General features: G+C 72.5%; 14 protein-coding genes, 1 tRNA gene and 1 pseudogene. 5 read left to right on the top strand and 11 right to left on the bottom strand.

What is annotated here, in order from left to right; all coding sequences use genetic code 11:
* The first annotated feature begins 91 nt into the window (after nt 1-91).
* The gene (locus ACFYY6_RS19645) at nt 92-496 is read left to right on the top strand and encodes a globin (protein WP_351518103.1); all 405 of its coding nucleotides are present in this window, start codon (nt 92-94) and stop codon (nt 494-496) included.
* Between the two features lie 318 nt (nt 497-814).
* Nucleotides 815-2,401, top strand: a complete 1,587-nt coding sequence (locus tag ACFYY6_RS19640) for an alpha/beta hydrolase (protein WP_389194372.1) — start codon at nt 815-817, stop codon at nt 2,399-2,401.
* A gap of 42 nt (nt 2,402-2,443) precedes the next feature.
* Here ACFYY6_RS19640 and ACFYY6_RS19635 read toward each other — a convergent pair whose 3' ends face one another.
* The 7 genes and pseudogenes from ACFYY6_RS19635 to ACFYY6_RS19605 form a co-directional block, all read right to left on the bottom strand.
* The gene (locus tag ACFYY6_RS19635; protein ID WP_351518101.1) at nt 2,444-3,136 is read right to left on the bottom strand and encodes a hypothetical protein; all 693 of its coding nucleotides are present in this window, start codon (nt 3,134-3,136) and stop codon (nt 2,444-2,446) included.
* A complete protein-coding gene (locus tag ACFYY6_RS19630) occupies nt 3,133-3,555 on the bottom strand; it encodes a thioesterase family protein (protein ID WP_073783097.1) in 423 nt (140 codons plus the stop codon). Before ACFYY6_RS19630 ends, ACFYY6_RS19635 begins: the two co-directional genes overlap by 4 nt.
* 6 nt (nt 3,556-3,561) lie before the next feature.
* Nucleotides 3,562-5,226: an energy-dependent translational throttle protein EttA gene (gene ettA, locus ACFYY6_RS19625; RefSeq protein WP_351518100.1), complete on the bottom strand. Its 1,665-nt coding sequence runs from the start codon at nt 5,224-5,226 to the stop codon at nt 3,562-3,564.
* Between the two features lie 369 nt (nt 5,227-5,595).
* Complete coding sequence (locus ACFYY6_RS19620) at nt 5,596-6,987, bottom strand: LAETG motif-containing sortase-dependent surface protein (protein ID WP_351524640.1); 1,392 nt, start codon at nt 6,985-6,987, stop codon at nt 5,596-5,598.
* A 729-nt stretch (nt 6,988-7,716) separates the two neighbouring features.
* A pseudogene (locus tag ACFYY6_RS19615) lies at nt 7,717-8,124 on the bottom strand (single-stranded DNA-binding protein); the annotation flags it as partial.
* 150 nt (nt 8,125-8,274) lie between these two features.
* Nucleotides 8,275-10,284, bottom strand: coding sequence for a GTPase (locus ACFYY6_RS19610; RefSeq protein ID WP_388650005.1), 2,010 nt, complete (start codon nt 10,282-10,284; stop codon nt 8,275-8,277).
* Nucleotides 10,285-10,514: 230 nt separating this feature from the next.
* Nucleotides 10,515-12,200, bottom strand: coding sequence for an ATP-binding protein (locus tag ACFYY6_RS19605; protein WP_386608011.1), 1,686 nt, complete (start codon nt 12,198-12,200; stop codon nt 10,515-10,517).
* 326 nt (nt 12,201-12,526) lie between these two features.
* Between ACFYY6_RS19605 and ACFYY6_RS19600 the strand changes: the two genes are divergently transcribed.
* Nucleotides 12,527-12,599 (top strand) — tRNA-Arg (locus ACFYY6_RS19600).
* A gap of 191 nt (nt 12,600-12,790) precedes the next feature.
* Complete coding sequence (locus ACFYY6_RS19595) at nt 12,791-13,150, top strand: zinc ribbon domain-containing protein YjdM (protein ID WP_351524639.1); 360 nt, start codon at nt 12,791-12,793, stop codon at nt 13,148-13,150.
* Between the two features lie 123 nt (nt 13,151-13,273).
* Here the strand turns inward: ACFYY6_RS19595 and ACFYY6_RS19590 are convergent, their stop codons facing one another.
* The 4 genes from ACFYY6_RS19590 to ACFYY6_RS19575 all read right to left on the bottom strand — a co-directional run bounded on the left by ACFYY6_RS19590 (nt 13,274) and on the right by ACFYY6_RS19575 (nt 19,547).
* Nucleotides 13,274-14,797: an FG-GAP repeat protein gene (locus tag ACFYY6_RS19590; protein ID WP_389194369.1), complete on the bottom strand. Its 1,524-nt coding sequence runs from the start codon at nt 14,795-14,797 to the stop codon at nt 13,274-13,276.
* A gap of 378 nt (nt 14,798-15,175) precedes the next feature.
* Complete coding sequence (locus ACFYY6_RS19585) at nt 15,176-15,649, bottom strand: anthrone oxygenase family protein (RefSeq protein ID WP_351626420.1); 474 nt, start codon at nt 15,647-15,649, stop codon at nt 15,176-15,178.
* 167 nt (nt 15,650-15,816) lie between these two features.
* The gene (locus tag ACFYY6_RS19580; protein ID WP_351524636.1) at nt 15,817-16,704 is read right to left on the bottom strand and encodes an ABC transporter permease; all 888 of its coding nucleotides are present in this window, start codon (nt 16,702-16,704) and stop codon (nt 15,817-15,819) included.
* Nucleotides 16,705-16,781: 77 nt separating this feature from the next.
* Nucleotides 16,782-19,547, bottom strand: coding sequence for an alpha/beta fold hydrolase (locus ACFYY6_RS19575; protein ID WP_351626414.1), 2,766 nt, complete (start codon nt 19,545-19,547; stop codon nt 16,782-16,784).
* Between the two features lie 283 nt (nt 19,548-19,830).
* On the opposite strand from ACFYY6_RS19575, the gene ACFYY6_RS19570 reads away from it, so the two are divergent.
* A complete protein-coding gene (locus ACFYY6_RS19570; protein ID WP_351524634.1) occupies nt 19,831-20,385 on the top strand; it encodes a hypothetical protein in 555 nt (184 codons plus the stop codon).
* The last annotated feature ends 105 nt before the right edge of the window (nt 20,386-20,490 follow it).

The following is a 20,490-nucleotide window of genomic DNA, read 5'->3' as shown; positions in this document are numbered from 1 at the left end:
GGTGGCCAGGACCCGGGCCGTGGCAGGCCTCAGTTCGAAGGCAGGGCCTAGGCCCCAGGTACTCGGCCGGTGCGTCTGCGACGATGGACGGGTGACTGAGATTCCGCGCGACACGCTGCAGGAGCAGACCTTCTACGAGCAGGTCGGCGGCGAGGAGACCTTCCGGCGCCTGGTGCATCGTTTCTACCAGGGGGTCGCCGAGGACCCGCTGCTCAAGCCGATGTACCCGGAGGAGGATCTGGGCCCGGCCGAGGAACGGTTCAGCCTGTTCCTGATGCAGTACTGGGGCGGCCCCCGTACGTACACCGAGCGGCGCGGACACCCGCGGCTGCGGATGCGGCACGTCCCGTTCCGGGTGGACCGGGCGGCGCACGATGCGTGGCTGGGCCACATGCGGACCGCCCTGGACGAGCTCGGGCTGGCGCCGGAGCACGAGCAGCGGCTGTGGGACTACCTCACGTACGCCGCGGCCTCGATGGTGAACACCGAGGGCTGAGCCGCCACCGGAGCCGAGGACGGGCCCTGTGTCCGGGGGCCGAGCACGGGTCCTGTGTCCCCCGGGCCGAAACCGAGTCCTGTGCCCGGGGCCGAGGACGGATCCTGTCTCCCCCGGGCCGATCCGAAACCGACAGCCGAACCGTGCCCAGGGCCGTCCGGGGCCGTGGAGGGCCGAGGACGGAGCCGGCCCTCCTCGTCCCCCGGTGTGACCGGTGGTGCTGACCCCAGGCCGTACCGACCGGGTGGCCGGATGTCCGTCGGTCGCGTGCGCGCCTAACTTCGTGCGGGATTCGTCCATCCGATCCCGAGGAGCACGATGCGCGTCGCCGCACCGGCCACCGTCGGCCTGGGCCTGGCCTGTTTGCTCACCGGCGGAATGCCCGCGTCCGCCACCGCCACCACTGCCCCCTCCCCCGTCGTCCCCGCCTCCGCCGAGCCCTCCGCCCGCGCCGTCCACCAGCGGCTCGTCTGGGGACCCTGTTCTCCGCGGCAGACGGAACTGCGCGCGGCGGGCGCGCGGTGCACGCGGGTGACCGTCCCCCTCGACCATTCCGACCCGGGCGGCCCGACGATCGAGATCGCCGTATCGCGCATCGGGGCCACCGGCGGACGCGGCGAGCGGCGGGGCATCCTGCTGTCCAATCCGGGCGGACCAGGTGGCACCGGACTGGCCGACCCCCTGCGTCTGCGGCCCGCGTTGGGGGACGCCGCGGACCGCTACGACCTGATCGGCTTCGATCCCCGCTTCCTCGGCGAATCCACGCCCATCACCTGCGGCCCCGCCGCCCCGGCGCCCGAGCCCGGTCCCACCACGACCCGCCGCGAGGACTTCGAGGCAGCGGTGCGCGATGCCCGGGACACCGCGCGCCGCTGCCGGGAGCACGGGGACAACGCCCGGCTCCTGCCGCACGCCACGACCCGGAACGTCGCCCGTGACATGGACGCGATCCGCGCGGCGCTGGGCGAGCGCCGGCTGTCGTACTACGGCGTCTCGTACGGTGCCGACCTGGGCGCCGTCTACACCCAGATGTTCCCCCACCGCGCCGACCGGATCGTCATCGACTCGTCCACCGATCCCGCCGCCGGCCAGTACGAGCTGTTCCAGCGTGCGGGCAGGCCGCTCGAAGAGGCGCTGGACACCTGGGCCGGGTGGGCCGCACGGCACGACGCCGCCCACCGGCTCGGGGACACGCCCGCCCGTGTGCGGTCGAGCGTGCTGGCGCTGCTGGACGGGGCCGAGCGACGCCCGGTCACCGTCTCGGGCGTTCGCCTCGACGCACCGCTGCTACGGCTGATCCTGCGGCAGTTCATCCAGCACGAGGAGCACGACCCGGCGCTCGCCGCCACCGTGCGCGACCTGGTCGACGCCGCCGCGGGCCGCCCGGTCGAACCGGGCCCGGAACTCGCTGCCCTGCTGGAGCTGTTGGCCTCGCCCGAGCTGACCGATTCCATGCTGGGCGGAGCGCTGTTCATGTGCGGCGACCGCGGCTGGCCGGCCGGTGGCTGGCCGAAGGACCCCGAGACGTACTGGCGGAACATGGAAAGCAGCCGGGCGGCCCAGCCCGTGTTCGGTCCGCTCGTCAACGGCATGATGGCCCCGTGCGCGTTCTGGACGAGCACGTCCCGCGAGCCCGCCACGGTCGTCGGCAACGCCGTGCCCGTACTGATGCTTCAGGCCCGGTACGACAACAACGTGCCGTACGAAGGGGCGTTGGCGCTGCACCGCCGTCTGACGGGTTCACGGCTGGTGACGGCGGATGTCCGCGCGCACGGGGTGTTCGGGCGCGGGCTCGACGGGCTCACACCGGTCCCGTGCGCCGACCGGGCCGTCGTCGGCTATCTGCGGGACGGCGTCCTGCCCGCCGCCGACCTGACCTGCCGGCGCGCCGGGAAGGCCCGGTGAGCGGGCGCCCGGCCCTCGGCCCACGGGCGTCGGACCGGGCTCTCAGCCCACCGAGACCGCGAGCCCGCCGCCGAGCCCGCTGTCGTGGCCGCGCAGGGCGATCGAGCCGAACGGCGTGCGCAGCCGCAGCCAGGACCCGGCCGCGAGCAGGGCGACCGGGAAGTCCGGCGCCGGGCGCAGGAAGCCCAGGGACAGCGCGGCGTGAACGGCCCGCAGTGGGAGGGCGGTGGCGCCGATCGTGCGCGACCAGATCTCGCGGCCGATCCGGTCCCGTTCGGTCCGGGTGCGACGGGCCTCGGGCAGCGCCTCGTCGCGGGTCCGGAACTCCGCCACCGCGGCGGTGACGGCCCCGCGCAGGGAGACCGGGTCGGGCAGGCCCGGCAGTTCTCGCCAGCCGCCGCGCGGCGGGAGCACCCCCGTCCACGGCGGTCCGGTGACTGCGGCGGGCAGCGGGCCCGGATCGGCCCCGCCCTCGGTGTCAAAGGAACCGAGGGTCTCCAGGAGCTCCCCGGCGGACACCGTGATGTCGAATGCGTGGCGCTCGGTCAGCCGGGCCGTGCGGATCGCCAGCACCTCGAACGACGGCGGTCTGCCGAACACCGCCAGCGCGCCGCCGCCCGCCTGCATCCGCACCGCGGCGGCCCGGTCGTAGTGGAGGAGCCGCGCGAGGAAGGCCGCGAGATCCGCGGTCTCCCTCGCGTCGGCGAACTCCAGTGGCAGCACGGGTACGGTCATGCCGCCGCGGGCTCCTCGGCCAGGTACTGCTGGAGGAAGAGCTTCTCCTCGGCGCTGATCCGCCGGGGCCGCTCCGCGGCCAGGTCGTACGGGACGACGACGGTCGTGGCCCGTACGTAGACCTGGTCCGGGTCCTTGATCTCGTACGAGATCGTCAGCGACGCGGCGCCGATCCTCGTGACCCACGACTCGATGGTCACCGGCTCGTGCCGGTGGACCAGCGGGCGCACGTAGTCGATCTCGTGCCGGGCCACCACGGAGCCGCCCGAGAAGGACGGCGAGCCGTCACCCGGCGCCAGCCGGAACATGAAGTCGATCCGCGCCTCCTCCAGATAGCGGAGGAAGACGACGTTGTTGACGTGCCCGAAGGCGTCCATGTCCGACCAGCGCAGGGGGCACTGGTAGATGTGGCGTGCCAAGACGGATCAGCCTCGCGTCAGCTTCTTGTACGTGGCGCGGTGCGGACGGGCCGCGTCCGGACCGAGGCGCTCGATCTTGTTCTTCTCGTACGACTCGAAGTTGCCCTCGAACCAGTACCACCTGGAGTCGCCCTCGTACGCCAGGATGTGCGTGGCGACGCGGTCCAGGAACCAGCGGTCGTGGGAGATGACCACCGCGGCGCCCGGGAACTCCAGCAGGGCGTTCTCCAGCGAGGACAGGGTCTCGACGTCGAGGTCGTTGGTGGGCTCGTCGAGGAGCAGCAGGTTGCCGCCCTCCTTGAGCGTCAGCGCCAGGTTGAGGCGGTTGCGCTCACCACCGGACAGGACACCGGCCGGCTTCTGCTGGTCCGGGCCCTTGAAGCCGAACGCGGAGACGTACGCCCGCGACGGCATCTCGACCTGGCCGACGTTGATGTAGTCCAGCTCGTCCGAGACGACGGCCCAGAGGGTCTTCTTCGGGTCGATGTTGGCCCGGCCCTGGTCGACGTAGGAGATCTTGACCGTGTCACCGATCTTGATGGAGCCCGAGTCGGGGCTCTCCAGGCCCTGGATCATCTTGAACAGCGTGGTCTTGCCCGCGCCGTTCGGACCGATGACGCCGACGATGCCGTTGCGCGGCAGCGTGAACGACAGGTCGTCGATGAGGACCTTGTCACCGAAGGACTTGGCGAGGTTCTCGACCTCGACGACGACGGAACCGAGCCGCGGGCCCGGCGGGATCTGGATCTCCTCGAAGTCCAGCTTCCGCATCTTCTCCGCCTCGGCCGCCATCTCCTCGTAACGGGCGAGACGGGCCTTGGACTTGGTCTGCCGGCCCTTGGCGTTGGAGCGGACCCACTCCAGCTCCTCCTTGAGCCGCTTGGCGCGCTTCTCGTCCTTGCGGCCCTCGACCTTGAGGCGGGCGGCCTTCTTGTCGAGGTACGTGGAGTAGTTGCCCTCGTACGGCAGGGCGCGACCGCGGTCGAGCTCCAGGATCCAGTCGGCGACGTTGTTCAGGAAGTAGCGGTCGTGGGTGACCGCGACGACGGCACCGGCGTACTTGGAGAGGTGCTGCTCCAGCCAGTTCACCGACTCGGCGTCGAGGTGGTTGGTGGGCTCGTCGAGGAGCAGCAGGTCGGGGGCCTCGATGAGCAGCTTGCAGAGCGCGACGCGGCGCTTCTCGCCACCGGAGAGGTTGACGACCGCCCAGTCGCCGGGCGGGCAGCCCAGCGCGTCCATGGCCTGCTCCAGCTGAGCGTCCAGGTCCCAGGCGTTGGCGTGGTCCAGGTCCTCCTGGAGCTTGCCCATCTCCTCCATCAGCGCATCGGAGTAGTCGGTCGCCATGAGCTCGGCGACCTCGTTGAAGCGCTTGAGCTTGCCCATGACCTCGGCGGCGCCGTCCTGCACGTTCTCCAGGACCGTCTTCGACTCGTCGAGCTGCGGCTCCTGCATGAGGATGCCGACGCTGTAACCGGGCGAGAGGAACGCGTCACCGTTGGACGGCTGCTCCAGGCCCGCCATGATCTTCAGCACCGTGGACTTGCCGGCGCCGTTGGGACCCACGACACCGATCTTCGCGCCCGGCAGGAAGTTCAGGTTGACGTCATCGAGGATCACCTTGTCGCCGTGCGCTTTGCGCGTCTTGCGCATGGTGTAGATGTACTCAGCCAAGAGAAACCGTCCGGCTATCGATGTGTGGGCAGATACACCCCATCTTGCCTGACGTCCGTCCCCGGACGGAAACCAGCCCGTTGGACGCCGCCCATGTCCCGGACCCGCGCCCGGGGCCCGCACACCGGGCCCTCCGGGCCCGCCCCTCAGGGCCGGCCCCGCCCCTCCCCGCCCCCGTTCGCCGGTGGCGCCCCGGGCACGCCGACGGCCCCGGTACGCGTACACGTACCGGGGCCGTCGGCGAGCGGGCGTGACGCCATGCTCGCCGTTCGTCACTCCGCGATCACCGAATCACCGGGGCCACCCGGATCACTGGAATCACGGGATCGCGGGGATCACTCGAATCGCGGAGTCACAGGCTTGCCGCAATCACTGCGCGGAGGGCTGGGCCTTGCGCTTGCGGAGGAGGAAGACCGCGCCGCCGCCGACGACGACGAGGGCGATCGCGACACCGGCGATGACCGGGGTGGCGCTGGAGCCACCGGTCTCGGCGAGGTCACCCGCGGAACCGGTCGAACCGCCGCCGGAGGTGGCAGGGGCCGGCTGGCCCTCGGTCTGGGTCTCGTGACCGCCGTTGCCACCGGCACCACCGGTGCCGCTGCTGCTGGTCTTGCAGTCCAGGACGCCCTTGAACGTCTTCGAGAAGCCCTCGGGGCCGGTGACCGTGATGTCGTACGCCTGGTCCTCGGCGACCGGGACGGTCACCGTCTCGGACTTGCCCGCCTCGACGGTGTGCTTCTTCCCGGCCAGCTCGAAGGTGAAGGCCTCGTCGCCCTTGTTGCTCGCGGTGACGTCCACGCCGCCCTTGACGCAGTTCTTCTCCGCCGAGACGGCCGGGATCGCGCCCTGCTTGGCCCAGGTCGCGGTGGCGGTCGCGGAGACCGTGGAGTCGCTGGAACCGGCCAGGATCATGGTCTGGCTCTTGGTCGCGCTGGCGAAGGCCCGGCCCACCGGCACCGAGGTGGTGGCCTGGACGGTCAGCGAGGCGGAGCCGTCGGCGGTGCCCGCCGGGACGTCGAAGTACAGCTCGCCGCCGTTGACCGCGGAGGTGAGGGGCTTGCCGCTCTTGTCGGTGACCTTGACGCCGCTGGCGGCGTCCACGGGCGGGGTCACGGTGGCCTGGCCCGCGTTGGTGTGGACGGTGATCGGACCGAGGCGCTGGCCGGACTTGCCGGAGACCGCGGCCGGGTCCAGGACGAGGGACGCCTTGGGCTCGGCTTGGTCGACGGCGCTCTTCTCCAGCCAGTCGGCCAGCTTCTCGGCCGCGGCGTCGGTCGCCTCGACGTCCACGTTGTCCGAGTAGCGCCAGATGGCGACCTGGGTGCCCGCGGCGGCGGTCTTCTCCGTGAGCGGGCCGGTACCGGCTTCCTCGGCCAGTGCCGCGAGGTTGTCGACCTTCGGGTAGGAGTGCTCGAGAATCCAGCGGATCTTGCCGGCGTTCTTGTTGGCGCCGAGCGAGGTCTGGTCCCAGGGCGTCTCCAGGTACTTCGCCCGGTCCTGCGTGGGGTTGTGGATGTCGATGCAGTACGTCTTGAGCTTGCCGCCGCCGTCGACGGTCATCTCGAAGACCCCGGCGGGCAGCTGCTGGTTCCTGCCGCCCGCGTGGAGCACGGCACGGTCGTACGTCTTCAGACCGTCCAGGACCGCGGCGGCGCCGCCTTGATGCTGCGGCGCCTCGTCGGCGACCGCGCTGCCGGCGCCGACGAAGGCGCCTGCCATGACCAGACCGGACGCCACCACCGATGCGGCCAGTCGGGCCATGCCCCGCCGCCGCGCGGAATCAGGTGCCTTCAAGGAAGACGAAACGGTCGCTGAATCAGCAGAAAACACAGAATTCCCCTCCGGGCGGAACCCTCCGCGCCTGCTGCGCGTGTGGGGATTGTCCCGCCAGTCGACTCAAGTGCCCCGTGAGTACGGGGGAATCCTAAGGACGAAGCGATGAACAGTCCCCCGTCACAACGTCATATAACCATTCCGACTCAGAATCGTTATGGCCGGTGCGCCTCATTGACGCCCCGTCCGCCCCCGCATACACCACGTCCGAGCCTGCCACCCCATCACCATACGAACCGCTCACGTCACCAACACGAGCGTGCCACTGTCCTTTTGGCTTTCCGTCACACGCTTGCCCCGCTGCCGCACGGCACGCCCGCCGCCCTCTCCGCGCCCAGTACGCCGAGACCGTTCGGTCCGTTCGGCCCGCTCACCTCCTTCGGCCCCATCGGCCCGCCTTTCCGACCCGACCGGCCCTTCCCGACCGGCCGCCGCTCCCGGTACGGGGGCCTCTCCCGGTACGGGGGCCTCCGCCGAACCGGCCGCCCGTCCCGGCCCGGGCGCCCCTCCCGATCGGGACCACTCTTCCAACCCGGGGGCCGCCTCGGCCCCGAAGGTCGTTTCCGCCCCGGGCGCCGCTCCCTGCCTGAGCGCCACTCCCGACCAATCCGGTTCGTCCGCGCGCGCCGAAGCACCACCCACGCCGCCCGCACCGCCCGCACCACCCGGCAGCGCACTCTCCGTGCGCGCGTCGATCCCCGGCCCGCTCCTCATCACCCTCCGGAACGCCGACGTCCCCCGCGTCAGATCGTGCCCCACGGCGACCGCCTCGACGTCCACGAACGTCCGGTGTCGGCCTTCCCGTTCCTCCTCGCGCACCTTCAACCTTCCGTGTACGACGAGTGGTTCTCCCACGGCGACGGAACCGGACAGATTCGACGCCAACGCCCGCCAGGCCCACACGGTGTAGAAGCTGGTGCGCCCGTCCGTCCAGAGTTGCTTCTCACGATCCCAGCGGCGCGGTGTCACCGCGAACCGGAAGCGTGCCATTCCGCCGGTGGCGGTCTCCCGGTACTCCACCGCCGTCGCCGCGTTGCCCACCAGCGTCACCAAGGTGTCGTTCATGACTCCGCCTCCCCTTCGGTCCTCGGTCCTCTGTCCACGGGGCCGCGGTCATCGACCACCGGTCGTGGGCCGTCGGCTCCGGCGACCGCGTCCGCGCGGTCACGGATCCCAGGGTGAAGGAGAGGCGGAAATCCCGCTGACGCCTGTGGACTACCGAACAGTTGTGGAAAACTCCGTCACCGCCACGTATCGCTCCCGCACCTCGCGGTACCGCACGAGCTCAGCCGCCACCGGGTCGAGCACCCTCGCCCGCCCGCAGGCCGCCGCCGCCTCCCGCAACCGGCGCTCGGCCTCCTGCCCGTACCGCCGCGCGGGCCCACGCGCGGCGGCCGCGCACGACCACTCCACCAGCGGCCCCCCGACGACACCCGCCAGCGTCAGCAGGGCGGGTGCGAGGAATCCCGGGTCGAGCACACCGGCGATCCGGCCCATCAGCCAGAGAACGCCGAAGACCTGCAACAGCGTCATCGACACCTGCGCCAGCACGGCGGCGGGCCACCATCCGGGCCGTGGCGGCCTGGGCCGTGTCGTCAAAATGCCGCCTGCCGCGCCACCAGCGTGCCCGGCACCAAACCCGCCGAGCACTCCGGCCGCCCTCGTCATCGCGGCTCTCAGCGCCCCCCTCGAACCACCCGCACAACCCGCACCATCCGCACTCCTCCCATCCACGCGGCCGACCCCGCTCGCACCGTCCGACGCATCACCCGGACCAGCGGATTCAGCCGAACCACCCGCATAGCCGCCACCCGCATCGCCGCCGCCCGCACGATCCACCACGCTCACGCCACCGGAGCCACCCGGCCCCTCCTCCCCCGTGACACTCGTAACCGTGGCACTCGTGACCAGTTCGTCCAGCGCCTCCGGCAGACCCTGCGCACCGGTCACCGCCGCCTCGCGGACCGCCTGGGCCCAGGGGGCCGGCAGCCCGCGGGCAGCCTCGTCCGCCAGGATCCGGACCGCCTGCTCGACACCCTGCCGGGCGGTGAGCCGCTCCTCCGGCGAGGCGGGCCCCGCCGGGCACTCCGGACGCCCCGGCCGCCGCGTGGACTCGTACCGGCGCCACAGCCTCAGCCATGGCGTGCCGCACGCCCGCCCCACGTTCCCGCGCCACTCCCGCTCGGCCGCCTGGCCCGCCGCCGCCGCCCCGACGGCCTCCGCGAGCCGGTCGGCGAACTCCTCCCGCGCCCGTTCCCCGAGACCGGTCCGGCCCTCGGCGACGTACAGCGGACGGAGCCTGGCCGCGGCGGCGTCCAGGTCCGCAGAGAGACGGAGCGCAGCCGCCCTGCGCTCCTGGACGAACCGGCCGAGCAGGTCGCGCAGTTCGCCCACGCCCTCGCCGGTGAGCGCGGACAGGGACATGACGGTGGCACCCGGTTCACCGTGTTCGCCCAGTGCCATGCCGTCCTCGTCCAGCAGTCGGCGCAGATCGTCGAGGACCTGATCAGCGGCGTCGCCGGGCAGCCGGTCGATCTGGTTGAGGACCACGAAGGTGACCTCGGCGTGCCCGGCGAGCGGCCGCAGATAGCGCTCATGCAGGGCCGCGTCCGCGTACTTCTCCGGATCGACCACCCAGATCACCGCGTCGACCAGGGCGAGCACCCGGTCGGCCTGTTCGCGGTGCCCCGCCGCCGCGGAGTCGTGGTCGGGCAGGTCGACGAGGACGAGCCCCTGAAGCGCCTCGTCGGCGCCCGCGGCACCCTGCTGCGGGCGCCGCCTGAGCCGGCCGGGAATGGCGAGCCGGTCGAGCAGTCCGGCGGCCCCGTCGGTCCAGGAGCAGGCGAGGGGGGCGGAGGTGGTCGGCCTGCGCAGCCCGGTTTCGGAGATCTGGGCGCCCGCGAGCGCGTTGAACAGGGTCGACTTGCCGCTGCCGCTCGCCCCGGCCACGGCGACGACCGTGTGCCGGGAGGAGAGCCGACGCCGGGCCGCCGCCTCGTCGAGCACGCGCCCCGCTTCGGCGAGGGCGTCCGCGTCGATCCGGGCCCGGGACAGTCCGACGAGTTCGCGCAGCGCGTCGAGCCGTGGCCGCAGCGGCCCGCCGGACGGGACGTACGCCTCGACCTGTGGTGCCCGCAGGTCGCCGTCCGGGCCGGTGCCGGGCTCGTCGGACACCGTCCGGACGGCCGCGCGACGGGCGATGAGCCCGTCGTTCCAGCCCGCCATCGTCTCCGGGGCGTCCACGCACCCCTCGACCGGACGGCCCGGACTCGATCGGTCCTGGCCGGCGCCCGACCGGCCCTGGTCGTCGTGCGGGCGCTCCCGATCAGGATCCGCGTCATGAGAACAGTCGGGACGGGGACGGCCGGGGCAAGAACGGTCAGGGTGAGAACGATCGTGGTCGTCGGGGGACGCGGTACCGGCGCCCCGGCTCGCCCCCTCGTCGATGACGGCAGTCAACGCTGCCACCTCTCCTTCTGCAGTACGGACAGCGCGGCGATGAGTTCGGCCTGTGGTTCCGGGGCGACGTCGAGGGCGTCGAGCGGGGCGAGCCGCCGGTCGCGTTCCCCGTCGAGCACCCGGCCGAGGCAGTCGGTGAGCAGTGCGCCGCCCCTGTCGCGCAGCCGCAGCGCGCCCTGGGCCCCGATCCGCTCGGCGAGCTGCTCCCCGGCGGCTCTGGTACGCCGGCCGCCGAGCAGGGCGGCGGCCAGGAGCACCGCCACCGTCTCGGCGTCGGGCGCGGTGTTGCGTTCGAGCCGGCGCACCTCCTCCTCCGCCAGTTCCTCCAGCACGCGCCACCACCGCCGTACGGCCACAACGATCCGGCCCTCGACGTCCTCGGCCGGTCCCCACCCCCCGGCCTCCCGGCCGGCGTCCCCGTGGCCGAACACCCCGGCCGCGGGTTCGCGCCGCCAGGCCGTGCGGATCTGTTCGTCGGCGGCGGCGACGGCGCACCGCAGAAGCGCCGCGAGGCTTTCCACCAGCGATTCGAGGACTTCCTCGGAAGTGCTGTACAGGGGGTATCCGCGCCACCGGGTGCGGGCCTCCCCGGCGAGCACGCCGCCGTTGCGCAGCCGCCGTTCGACCCGCTGCGCCTCGGCGCGGTACGCGTCCTCGACGACCGCGGTCAGTCGTACCGCCGCCGCGTACTGTGCCGCGACGGCCCCGGCCAGCGCGGGCAGCCGTACGTCCAGCGAGGCGATGACCCCGGCCGCAGTGCGCCCGACGGCCTGCTGGCGGGCCGCCCGGTCCTGGGCTCGGTGGCTGAGCCAGGCCCGGAGCGGGGCGACGGCGGTGGTGGGCAGCAGCCCGCTGCCGCCGCCCGCCGATTCGGGCAGTTCCGGGATGGTGAAGCGCGGCACCTCACCGAGGCCCGCCCGGGTGAGCAGCGCCCCGTACTGCCGCGACACCTCGGCGATCACCTGGTGCGGCACCCGGTCGAGGACGGTGACGAGCGCGGCGTCGTACTCCTTGGCGGTACGCAGCAGATGCCAGGGCACCGCGTCCGCGTAGCGCGAGGCCGTGGTGACCATCACCCACACGTCCGCGGCGCAGATCAGCTCGGCGGCCAGCACCCTGTTCCGTACGACGAGCGAGTCGATGTCGGGCGCGTCGAGCAGCGCCAGCCCGCGCGGCAGCCCGGTGGCGGTCTCGACACGCAGCGTGGTCCCGTCGTCCTCGGCGTCCTCGAACCCGTCGAGGTCGTCGGCCCCGCCGAGACCGCCGAGTGCGCCGAGGCGTTCGCGTCCGCCGATGCTCCGCGCCTCCTGGGGCGGCAGCCAGACCCTGGTGAGCTGGGGCAGCACGCGGGTCCCCGCGAACCAGTGGTGATCGTCCGGGTGGCAGACGAGCACGGGCGTGCGCGTGGTCGGCCGCAGCACCCCGGCCTCGCTGACCAGCCGCCCCACCAGCGAATTGACCAAGGTCGACTTCCCGGCCCCGGTGGACCCTCCGATCACGGCCAGCAGGGGCGCTTCCGGATCCTTGAGCCGGGGAAGCAGATAGTCGTCGAGCTGGGCCAGCAACTCGCTCCGGGTCCGGCGGGCACGAGCGGCCCCCGGGAGCGGAAGCGGAAGACGCACGGCGGCGACACGGTCGCGCAGGGCGGAGAGTGCGTCGATGAGCTGAGGCCGTACGTCCAAGGTCACCACATGCGAAGAATGCCCAATTTTGGAGCCTTTTTGAAGCGTATAGCGACCCCTGCGCGCCGGTTCCTCCGCAGAATTCAAGTCAGGACAGAGGGGACGAGTGGGGCGCAGGTATAACGAGTGCACAACACCCGGGGCGTGAGGCGTAAAAAGCGATGCGCGAATCCGGTCCACCTGCGATTATCGGTTCGCTTCACCGAACCTCCACATCGTGCCACGCAGGTGAAGCAACCGGTACGAGGCGATCGGAGCCCTATCCTTGTTCCGGCAGGTCACCGACCGGCCCGGCCCAGGGCTCCAGGCCACCGAGGCCACCACCGGCCCCCGTAGCTCAGCGGATAGAGCAGGTGCCTTCTAAGCACTTGGCCGCAGGTTCGAGTCCTGCCGGGGGCGCACCAGGACAGACCCTCCTTCGGGAGGGTCTTTTTTGTCGGTCAGGAGCGACTTCCGGTCGGGTACGGAGCCGGCGGGGCGCGAACCACGGATGGCTGAAAATATGCGGCTGAAACTGGCTGCGGACGGCCATCCGCGACCAGCTGTTGCAAAGTTTCGCAATTCGGATAACCGGCAGTTACCGTACCGGGGTGATCGAGAATCTGCCGCCCTGTCCCACGTGCTCGTGCGAGTACACCTACGAGATGAACGCCCTGGTGGTGTGCCCCGAGTGCGGCCACGAGTGGGTCCCCGCCGAGGGCGACGCCCAGGACGAGGGCACCTCCGGGGAGCGGGTGATCAGGGACTCAGTCGGCAATGTGCTGAAGGACGGGGACTCCGTGGTCGTGGTCAAGGCGCTCAAGGTCAAGGGCAGCCCGTCCGGGATCAAGGCCGGTACGAAGGTGCGCGGCATCCGGCTCGTCGACGGGGTCGACGGGCATGACATCGACTGCCGGATCGACGGGTTCGGGGCCATGCAGCTCAAGTCCGGCGTGGTCAAGAAGGCCTGATCCCGACGCGTGACCGGTCCCCCGGGGAGCGGCGGGACCGGTCGCATCCGGGGACGGGGCCGGTCTCGTCGACGAGCGGTCGGTCGCGTCGACGGGTGGCCGGTCGCATCGACGAGCGGTCGGTCAGCGGTTGAACGACGAGCCGAGCCCCGCTTTCGTCGGGGTGGTGCCCAGCGTCCCGTGGCCGAAGGTGAACGACCCCTTGGCGGTCGGGCCGGAGGCCGTGGTCGGAAAGACCCAGAGGGAGCCCGCGTCGGCGTTCTCGCCGGGGGCGCCGACGAACAGTTCCGCGCGGCCGTCGCGGTTGGCGTCGACCAGGGTCGCGGCGGCGCCGAAGCGGTCGTTCGGCTCGGCGCCGCCGGGGACGTCCGCCGTGTCCTGGTTGAAGCCCACCGTGCCCTTGCCCGTGGGACCGGACGCGGTGCCGGGGAGGACTAGGACCGAACCCGCGTTCTTCGTCGTGCCCAGGTCCTCACCGGGTACGCCGACGGCGATGTCGCCGTAGCCGTCGCCGTTCACGTCCCCGATGGAGACGGAGGCTCCGAATCCGTCGGACCGTTCGGCGGCGCCCGGGACGCCGGGGCTGTCCTGGTTGAGGACCTGGGCCCGGTCCCCCCGCGGGCCGGTGGGGCCGCCGGGCACGTAGGTGATCATGCCGCCCTTGGCGAGCGGGAGGTCCACGTCGCTGTCGTAGCCGTCGACCGGGCGGCCCACGACGAGGTCGGCGTACCTGTCGCCGTTCACGCGACCCGCGGCGATGGTCTCGCCGCCCTGGAGGCGGGAGCCGTCCGCACGGTTGACGACGGTGTACTCCTCGCTCGGGCCGGTGGCACCGCCGCTGCGGATCAGGATGCGCCGGGCGTCGTACTCGTCGCCGTCGTGGACCACCGCGGCCAGGTCGTCGCGGCCGTCGCCGTCGAAGTCGCCCGCGGTGATGTCGAGGTAGCGCAGGTCGTCCATGTCGCGGATCACCCTGACGGGAGCCGCCGGACTGCCGTCGCGCCCGAACGGGCCGGACAGGACGTGCGTGTCGCCCTGTCCCCTTCCGAGAGTGACGACGTCGACGGCGCCGTCGCCGTCGAAGTCGCCCACGGCGGTCCTGGTGCCGATCCCCTGATACTGCTCGTCGCCGGTCAGCAGCGTGGCACCGCCGGACAGGCCCCGTGGGCCGCCCCAGATCACGGTGAGCGAGCCGGCCTTCTCGGTGGTGCCGGCCGACTCTCCGGGCGCGCCGATCACGAGGTCGTCGTACCCGTCCCGGTCCAGGTCGGCGGAGACCAGCGAGCTGCCGAACGCGTCACCGGCCTCGGCCCCGTCCGGGACGCCGGGCGAGTTCTGGGTGAGGACCTGCTTGGTGGAGGTCCTCGGACCGCTCGCGGATCCGTACACCACGCCCACGTAACCGGCCCCGGCCTTGCCGTCGACGGTGGCACCGGGCGCGGTGAACGCCACGTCCGGGTAGCCGTCCCCGTTGAAGTCGTTCCGCCCCGGCGGCTGGGCGGGGGCGGTCCCGCCCGGCGCGGATGCGACGGGCGCGGCGGGTGCGGCGGGTGCGGCGGGTGCGGCCGTCGCGGCGGTCGCCGCCGTGACGGCGAGGACGACAGTGGTTCCGAGAACGGCGGCGGTTCCGAGGACGCGGGATGTCACGTGGATTCCTTTGTTCGGGCGTGAATATCGGATGTGAATACCGGCACTCCACCCATTCGGACCGGCAGCCGGGCGCGTTGGTTGCGCGGCCCGCCGTGACCGTCACAGCTCCTCCACCCGTACACAGCACCTCGCCCACAGAACGGCCGTACGAGAAGGCGCAACGGCCCTCGGCGAAGGCGGAACGGAAGTCCGCGAGAAGGCCCGTCGGCCAAGGGCCGTCCCGTCGGCCCCGACGGGCGCCCGACGTCGGCCGCGGCACCTCGCCGCGTCGCCGGCACGCCCGCATACCTCCCCGTACACGGGCGTCCCTCCGTCCTGCGAGGCACCGCATCCGACGCCGCGCGCCGATCCGCCACGGGTCGCGGGGCGGCGCCCTCAGACGACGGCCATCGTGGTCAGCAGGACGAACGCCGCGAGGGAGAGTGCGCTCCGGATGCGGTGGAGGCCGTTCCAGCGGGTCTCGAACGCCGCGCGGGCCGCCCCGTCGTCGCCGTCGCCCTCGGATTGCGCGAGCGCCTTGTTCAGCGGGATGTTCCCGGCGATCGTGACGAGGTGGCTGCCGAGTGCGCAGGCCAGGGCCCCCACCGCACACGCCCGTTCCGTGCCGCCGGTCCCGGCGCCGCTCCCGAAGGCGGTGACGACGACGGCCGCCGGGAGGGCGACCACCCCGACGAAAAGGACCAGGAAGAGGGGGCCGGGCACCTTCTCGTTGAAGCGGCGCATCGCGTCCGCGAACCGCTCGTCCGGCAGCAGCGCGATGCCCGGCATGATCGCGACCAGGAACGTCAGCAGGAATCCGGCGTAGATACCGGTCGTGATCACCGCGAGTATCAGGAAGAGGGAGGGCATGGCCTCCATCATGGCCACGGCGGGCGGCGCGCACGGCCGGTTTCCGCGGGAACGGCCGCGCAGCCGGCCCCCGTACGAACGGCCCGCACCGCCGTTTCCCGGCTCCCGTACGCGAGTTCCGGCTTCCGGTTCCGGCTCCCGAACCCGGTCGCGGTACGGGCGAGGGCTCAGGACACCACGTCCTTGCGGCCGAACCCCCTGAACGCGAGCGCGAACAGGACCAGCGCGTAGGCCACCGAGACCGACGCCCCCTTCAGCATGCCGCCCCATTCCAGTTCGGGCTGGAGCGCGTCCGCCCACGCGAACTGCCAGTGCGCGGGCAGGAATTCGCGCCAGGAACCGAGCGCGGTGACGGCGTCCAGCACATTGCCGACGATCGTCAGCCCGACCGCCCCACCGACGGCGCCCAGCGGGGCGTCGGTCCTCGTCGAAAGCCAGAACGCCAGCCCGGCGGTGACCAGTTGGGACACGAAGACGAACGCTACGGCGAGCGTCAGCCGCGACATCGCCGTCGTGGCGTCGAGCGCGCCGCCGGTGGGGAGCTGGAGCGGCCCCCACCCGTACGCGACGGTTCCCGCGGCCAGGGCGACGAGCGGCAGCAGCACCATCGCCGCCAGGCTGAAGCCGAGGGCCACGACAAGCTTGCTCCACAGCAGCCTGGCCCGGGGCACGGGCGCCGCCAGCAGATAGCGCAGCGAGGACCAGCCGGCCTCGGACGCCACCGTGTCGCCGCAGAACAGTGCCACCGGGATCACGAGCAGGAACCCCGCGGACACGAACAGGCAGGTCGCGGCGAAATTCGCGCCGGACGCGGTCGCGGTGTCCATCAGGGTGATCCGTCCGCCACCGCCGCCCCGCGAGGACGGTGTGCCGCCGATCGCGAACGCGGCGATCAGGACGAACGGCAGCAGGGCCAGCACCGCGCCCATGAACAGCGTGCGGCGCCTGCGCAGTTGGCGCACCGCCTCGACGCGCAGCGGCAGGGTGCGCCGGGCGCGGTAGCCGGGCGCACCCGCCCCGCCCCCGGCACCGGACACACCGGATGCACCGGACACACCCGATGCACCGGACGCTTCGGATGCGTCCGGCGCATCGATCGTCGCGCCGGTCTCTGTGGCATCGCCTGTGGCACTCATGCGGAGCCTCCGGAAATCAGGGTCAGGAACGCGTCCTCCAGGCGGCGGTGCGGCCCGACGCCGGTCAACGGCACGTCGAGCCGGACCAGTTCGGCGATCAGATCGGACGTCGTGGTGCTGGTCGCGTCGAGGCGTACCAGCAGTCCCCGCCCGTCGTCCGTACGCGTGGCCGAGCCGATCCCCGGCAGCGCGGCGACCTTCTCCACGAGGGGGTCGGACAGTTCGCGTGCGGTGGTGACCAGCAGCACGTCGCCGGAGCCGATGATCTCGGCGACCGGGCCCGCCTGGACGAGCCGGCCCCGGTCCATGACCACGAGATGGGTGCAGGACTGTTCGACCTCGGAGAGGAGGTGGCTGGAGACGATGACGGTACGGCCCCCGGCCGCGTACCTGATCATCACGTCGCGCATCTCGCGGATCTGGGGCGGGTCGAGCCCGTTCGTCGGTTCGTCGAGGATGAGCAGGTCCGGCATTCCGAGCATGGCCTGGGCGATGGCCAGCCGCTGCCGCATGCCCTGCGAGTACGTGCGGACGGCGCGGGCGAGCGCGTCGCCGAGCCCGGCGATCGCCAGGGCCTCGTCGATGCGGGAGTCCTCGGCGGGGCGGCCGGTGGCCGCCCAGTACAGCTCCAGATTGGCGCGCCCGGACAGGTGCGGCAGGAATCCGGCTCCCTCGACGAACGCCCCGACGCGCGACAGCACGGGCGCGCCCGGCCGGACGGTCTGCCCGAACACGCGGATCTCGCCGTCGTCCGGTGTGATCAGGCCCATGAGCATGCGCAGGGTGGTGGTCTTGCCCGCGCCGTTGGGGCCGAGGAGTCCGAGCACCTGCCCCTTCTCGACCCGGAAGGACAGGTCCTTCACCGCGAATGGGGTCTCCCCTGCCCGAACCGAGTCGAGAGCTCGGGGAATGCCGGCCGACTTGACGTACCTCTTCGAGAGGCCGGTGATACGGAGGGGGACGGCGGCGAGCGCCGGGTCGGGTGCGGTGCCGGGCGCCGGGCGCGTGGTACGCCGGGCGCCGGAGCCGGAGGTGCGGCGGGCGGTGAACAGCAACAGGGCGGCGATCACCGCGGCGGCCGCCGGGAGCCCCCAGGTCCACCGGGGCAGCGCGGCCGCCGCCGTCCTCAGGGCGGGGGCGGTGGGGACGGTGAGCGGTCCGGTGGTGGTCGCCGTGTACGTCGCCGGTTCGGCCGGCGAGGCGTACCCGAGGTCGGTCGCGGAGAGGACCAGCCGGAGCCGGTGCCCCGCGTCGAACCGGTGGTCGATGGCGGGGAGGGTCAGCTCCATGTCCCGGCCCTGCCGGTCCGGGGTGATGCGGAAGGGGGCGACGAGTTGCGCGGGCAGCACCTGTTGCCCGCCGTCCGGCGATACGTCGTAGACCTTGCCGAACAGCACGGCGTCGCCGTGGTCCGCCTTCACGTTCATCCGCACGGTCGGGGAGCCGGTGACGCGTACGGGCCCGTCCAACGGCGCGGAGTCGAAGCGCGCGTACTGTCCGGGGAAGTCCATGGAGAGGCCGACACCGAGCGAGGACAGCCGGGTCAGCCCGCCGCCGACGCCCGGTACGGCGGAGATGCCGGGCGGGTTGGCCCCGGCCGGGTTGTGGAACGTCTGCGTCCGCCGTCCGAGGCCGATCGTCCTCTTCCCGTCGCCGGCCAGTCCCGGGTACGTGGCGCTGCTCGCCCCGCGCGTACGGGCGGCGCCGTCGGTGGAGTCGACGCCTCCGGTCCGGGTGACGCGGAAGGCGGGCCCGGTGTCGGCGTTCGTGTCGTCCTTGAGGTAGCGGTCGAACCAGTCGGTGATCCGGCCGTGGATCCGGTCGGCCTCCAGGTCGCCTCCGTCGTGCCCGCCCGCGATCCAGTCGACGGCGACCGGTGCGCCGTTGGCGCGGATCGCACGCGCCATGGCGTCCGCCTGGCCGAGCGGGAAGAGGGAGTCGGACTGGCCCTGCACGATGAGCGCGGGCGCTCCGATCCGGTCGGCGACGGCGCTCGGGGACCGTTCGGTGAGCAGTGCGCGCGCGGCGGCGTCGGGTTTCCCGGTGACGGCGACCCGTTCGTACATCGCGCAGATCCGCTTCTCGAACTTCTGGCAGCCGCCGCCCGTGGTGACGAAGATCCCGGCCCACAGCTTCTTGAAGACCCCGTCGGGGAAGAGCGCGTCGGCCAGGTTCCAGTACGTGATCTGCGGAGCGACGGCGTCGACGCGCCGGTCGTACCCGGCGGCGAGCAGCGAGACGGCACCGCCGTAGGAGGCGCCGGTGACGCCGACACGCGGGTCCCCCTCGGCGTCGAGCCGCACCTCGGGCCGGTCCGCGAGCCAGTCGATCAGCCGGGAGACGTCCTTGACCTCGCGGTCGGGGGCGTTGAGCGAGATCTCCCCGCCCGACTTCCCGAACCCTCGGGCGGACCAGGTCAGCACGGCGTACCCGGCACCGGCCAGCCGCTCGGCCTGCGCCCGTACGTCGTTCTTGCTGCCGCCGAACCCGTGCCCGATCAGTACGGCCGGGCGGCGTTCCGTGCCACCGGTGGTGAAGTACGAGGTGTCGAGTGACACCCCGTCGACACGCATCGTCCGGTCCTGGCGGTGCACGGCTGGGGTGCCGTCGTCGGCCACGGCGTTCCACGTCCCGGCGGCGGCCAGTACGGCGAGCGCCGCGAGGCCCGCGGCCCACCGGCCGCGCACGCCCCCGAGCCCTCGCCGACGGGCTCGGGGCAGCGGAAGCCGCCATCGGGGCGTACGCGCTTCAGGGGTCTCCATGCCTCCCGACCCTAACGACCTCGCCCTCCCCGGTGAATCAGCGCACGGCGTCGGATGCGGTGCATCGCAAGGCGGAGCATCGCCCTCGTACGGGACGTCGGGGGAAGTCTCCGGCCTCCGACCGGTGCACGGCCGCCGTCCGGCGTACTCCATGCGCGGTATGCCGGGGCGATACGCGGTGCGCGCCGGGGATGCGCGGCAGGTTCCGGTGCGAGGAATCGAAGGGACGCCCGACACGGGCGGGCGTCTCGCGGTGGCCTTCGCGGACTGGCACCCTGCCGACATGAATCAGGCGGAGGTATTGCTCATCGGCGGGCGCGCGGGCGTGGGGAAGTCGACCGTGGCCTGGGAGGTGTCGGCGCTGTTGCGGGCGGCGGAGGTGGCACACGCGGTGCTGGAGGGCGATCTGATGGGGCAGGTCCATCCGGCTCCGCCCGGCGATCCGCACCGGGCGGGGATCACCGAGCGCAATCTGGCGGCGGTCTGGTCGAACTTCGCGGAACTCGGATACCGGCGGCTCGTCTACACCAACACGGTGAGCGTGCTGCCGGAGTCGGCGGCGATGTTCGAGCGCGCGATGGGCTCGCACGTACGGATCGTCCGCGTTCTGCTCACCGCCTCCGACACCACGACGTACGGCCGGCTCCTGGGCCGGGAGATCGGCTCGGAACTGGACCGCGAGGTGGCGAACAGCATGCGCAGGGCCCGTTTCCTGGACGAACACGCCCCGGCGGACACGGTGCGTGTGGCGACGGACGGCCGGAAGGTCACGGATCTCGCGCGCGAGGTGGTGGCCGTGACGGGGTGGGCCGATGCGGTGGCCCCCGAGGCGCCGTAGCACGGCGGGGACGGGGGCCGGATGCCGCTGGCCGGGCTCCGTCCCTCGCGCCCTGCGCCGGGTTCCGTGGTTCCCGGGGCCGTCGTCCGGGGCCGTGGTGGCGCC

Origin of the sequence: Streptomyces sp. NPDC001750 (genome assembly GCF_042892615.1) — a bacterium.
Classification (GTDB): Bacteria; Actinomycetota; Actinomycetes; order Streptomycetales; family Streptomycetaceae; genus Streptomyces.
This window is presented reverse-complemented; position numbering and strand designations above follow the sequence as displayed.

Excerpts from the sequence above, each read along its gene's own strand:
- ACFYY6_RS19640 (WP_389194372.1), top strand. The coding sequence starts at position 815 with ATGCGCGTCGCCGCACCGGCCACCGTCGGCCTGGGCCTGGCCTGTTTG.
- ACFYY6_RS19635 (WP_351518101.1), bottom strand. The coding sequence starts at position 3,136 with ATGACCGTACCCGTGCTGCCACTGGAGTTCGCCGACGCGAGGGAGACC.
- ACFYY6_RS19620 (WP_351524640.1), bottom strand. The coding sequence starts at position 6,987 with ATGGCCCGACTGGCCGCATCGGTGGTGGCGTCCGGTCTGGTCATGGCA.
- ACFYY6_RS19610 (WP_388650005.1), bottom strand. The coding sequence starts at position 10,284 with ATGGCGGGCTGGAACGACGGGCTCATCGCCCGTCGCGCGGCCGTCCGG.
- ACFYY6_RS19585 (WP_351626420.1), bottom strand. The coding sequence starts at position 15,649 with ATGCCCTCCCTCTTCCTGATACTCGCGGTGATCACGACCGGTATCTAC.
- ACFYY6_RS19575 (WP_351626414.1), bottom strand. The coding sequence starts at position 19,547 with ATGGAGACCCCTGAAGCGCGTACGCCCCGATGGCGGCTTCCGCTGCCC.
- ACFYY6_RS19570 (WP_351524634.1), top strand. The coding sequence starts at position 19,831 with ATGAATCAGGCGGAGGTATTGCTCATCGGCGGGCGCGCGGGCGTGGGG.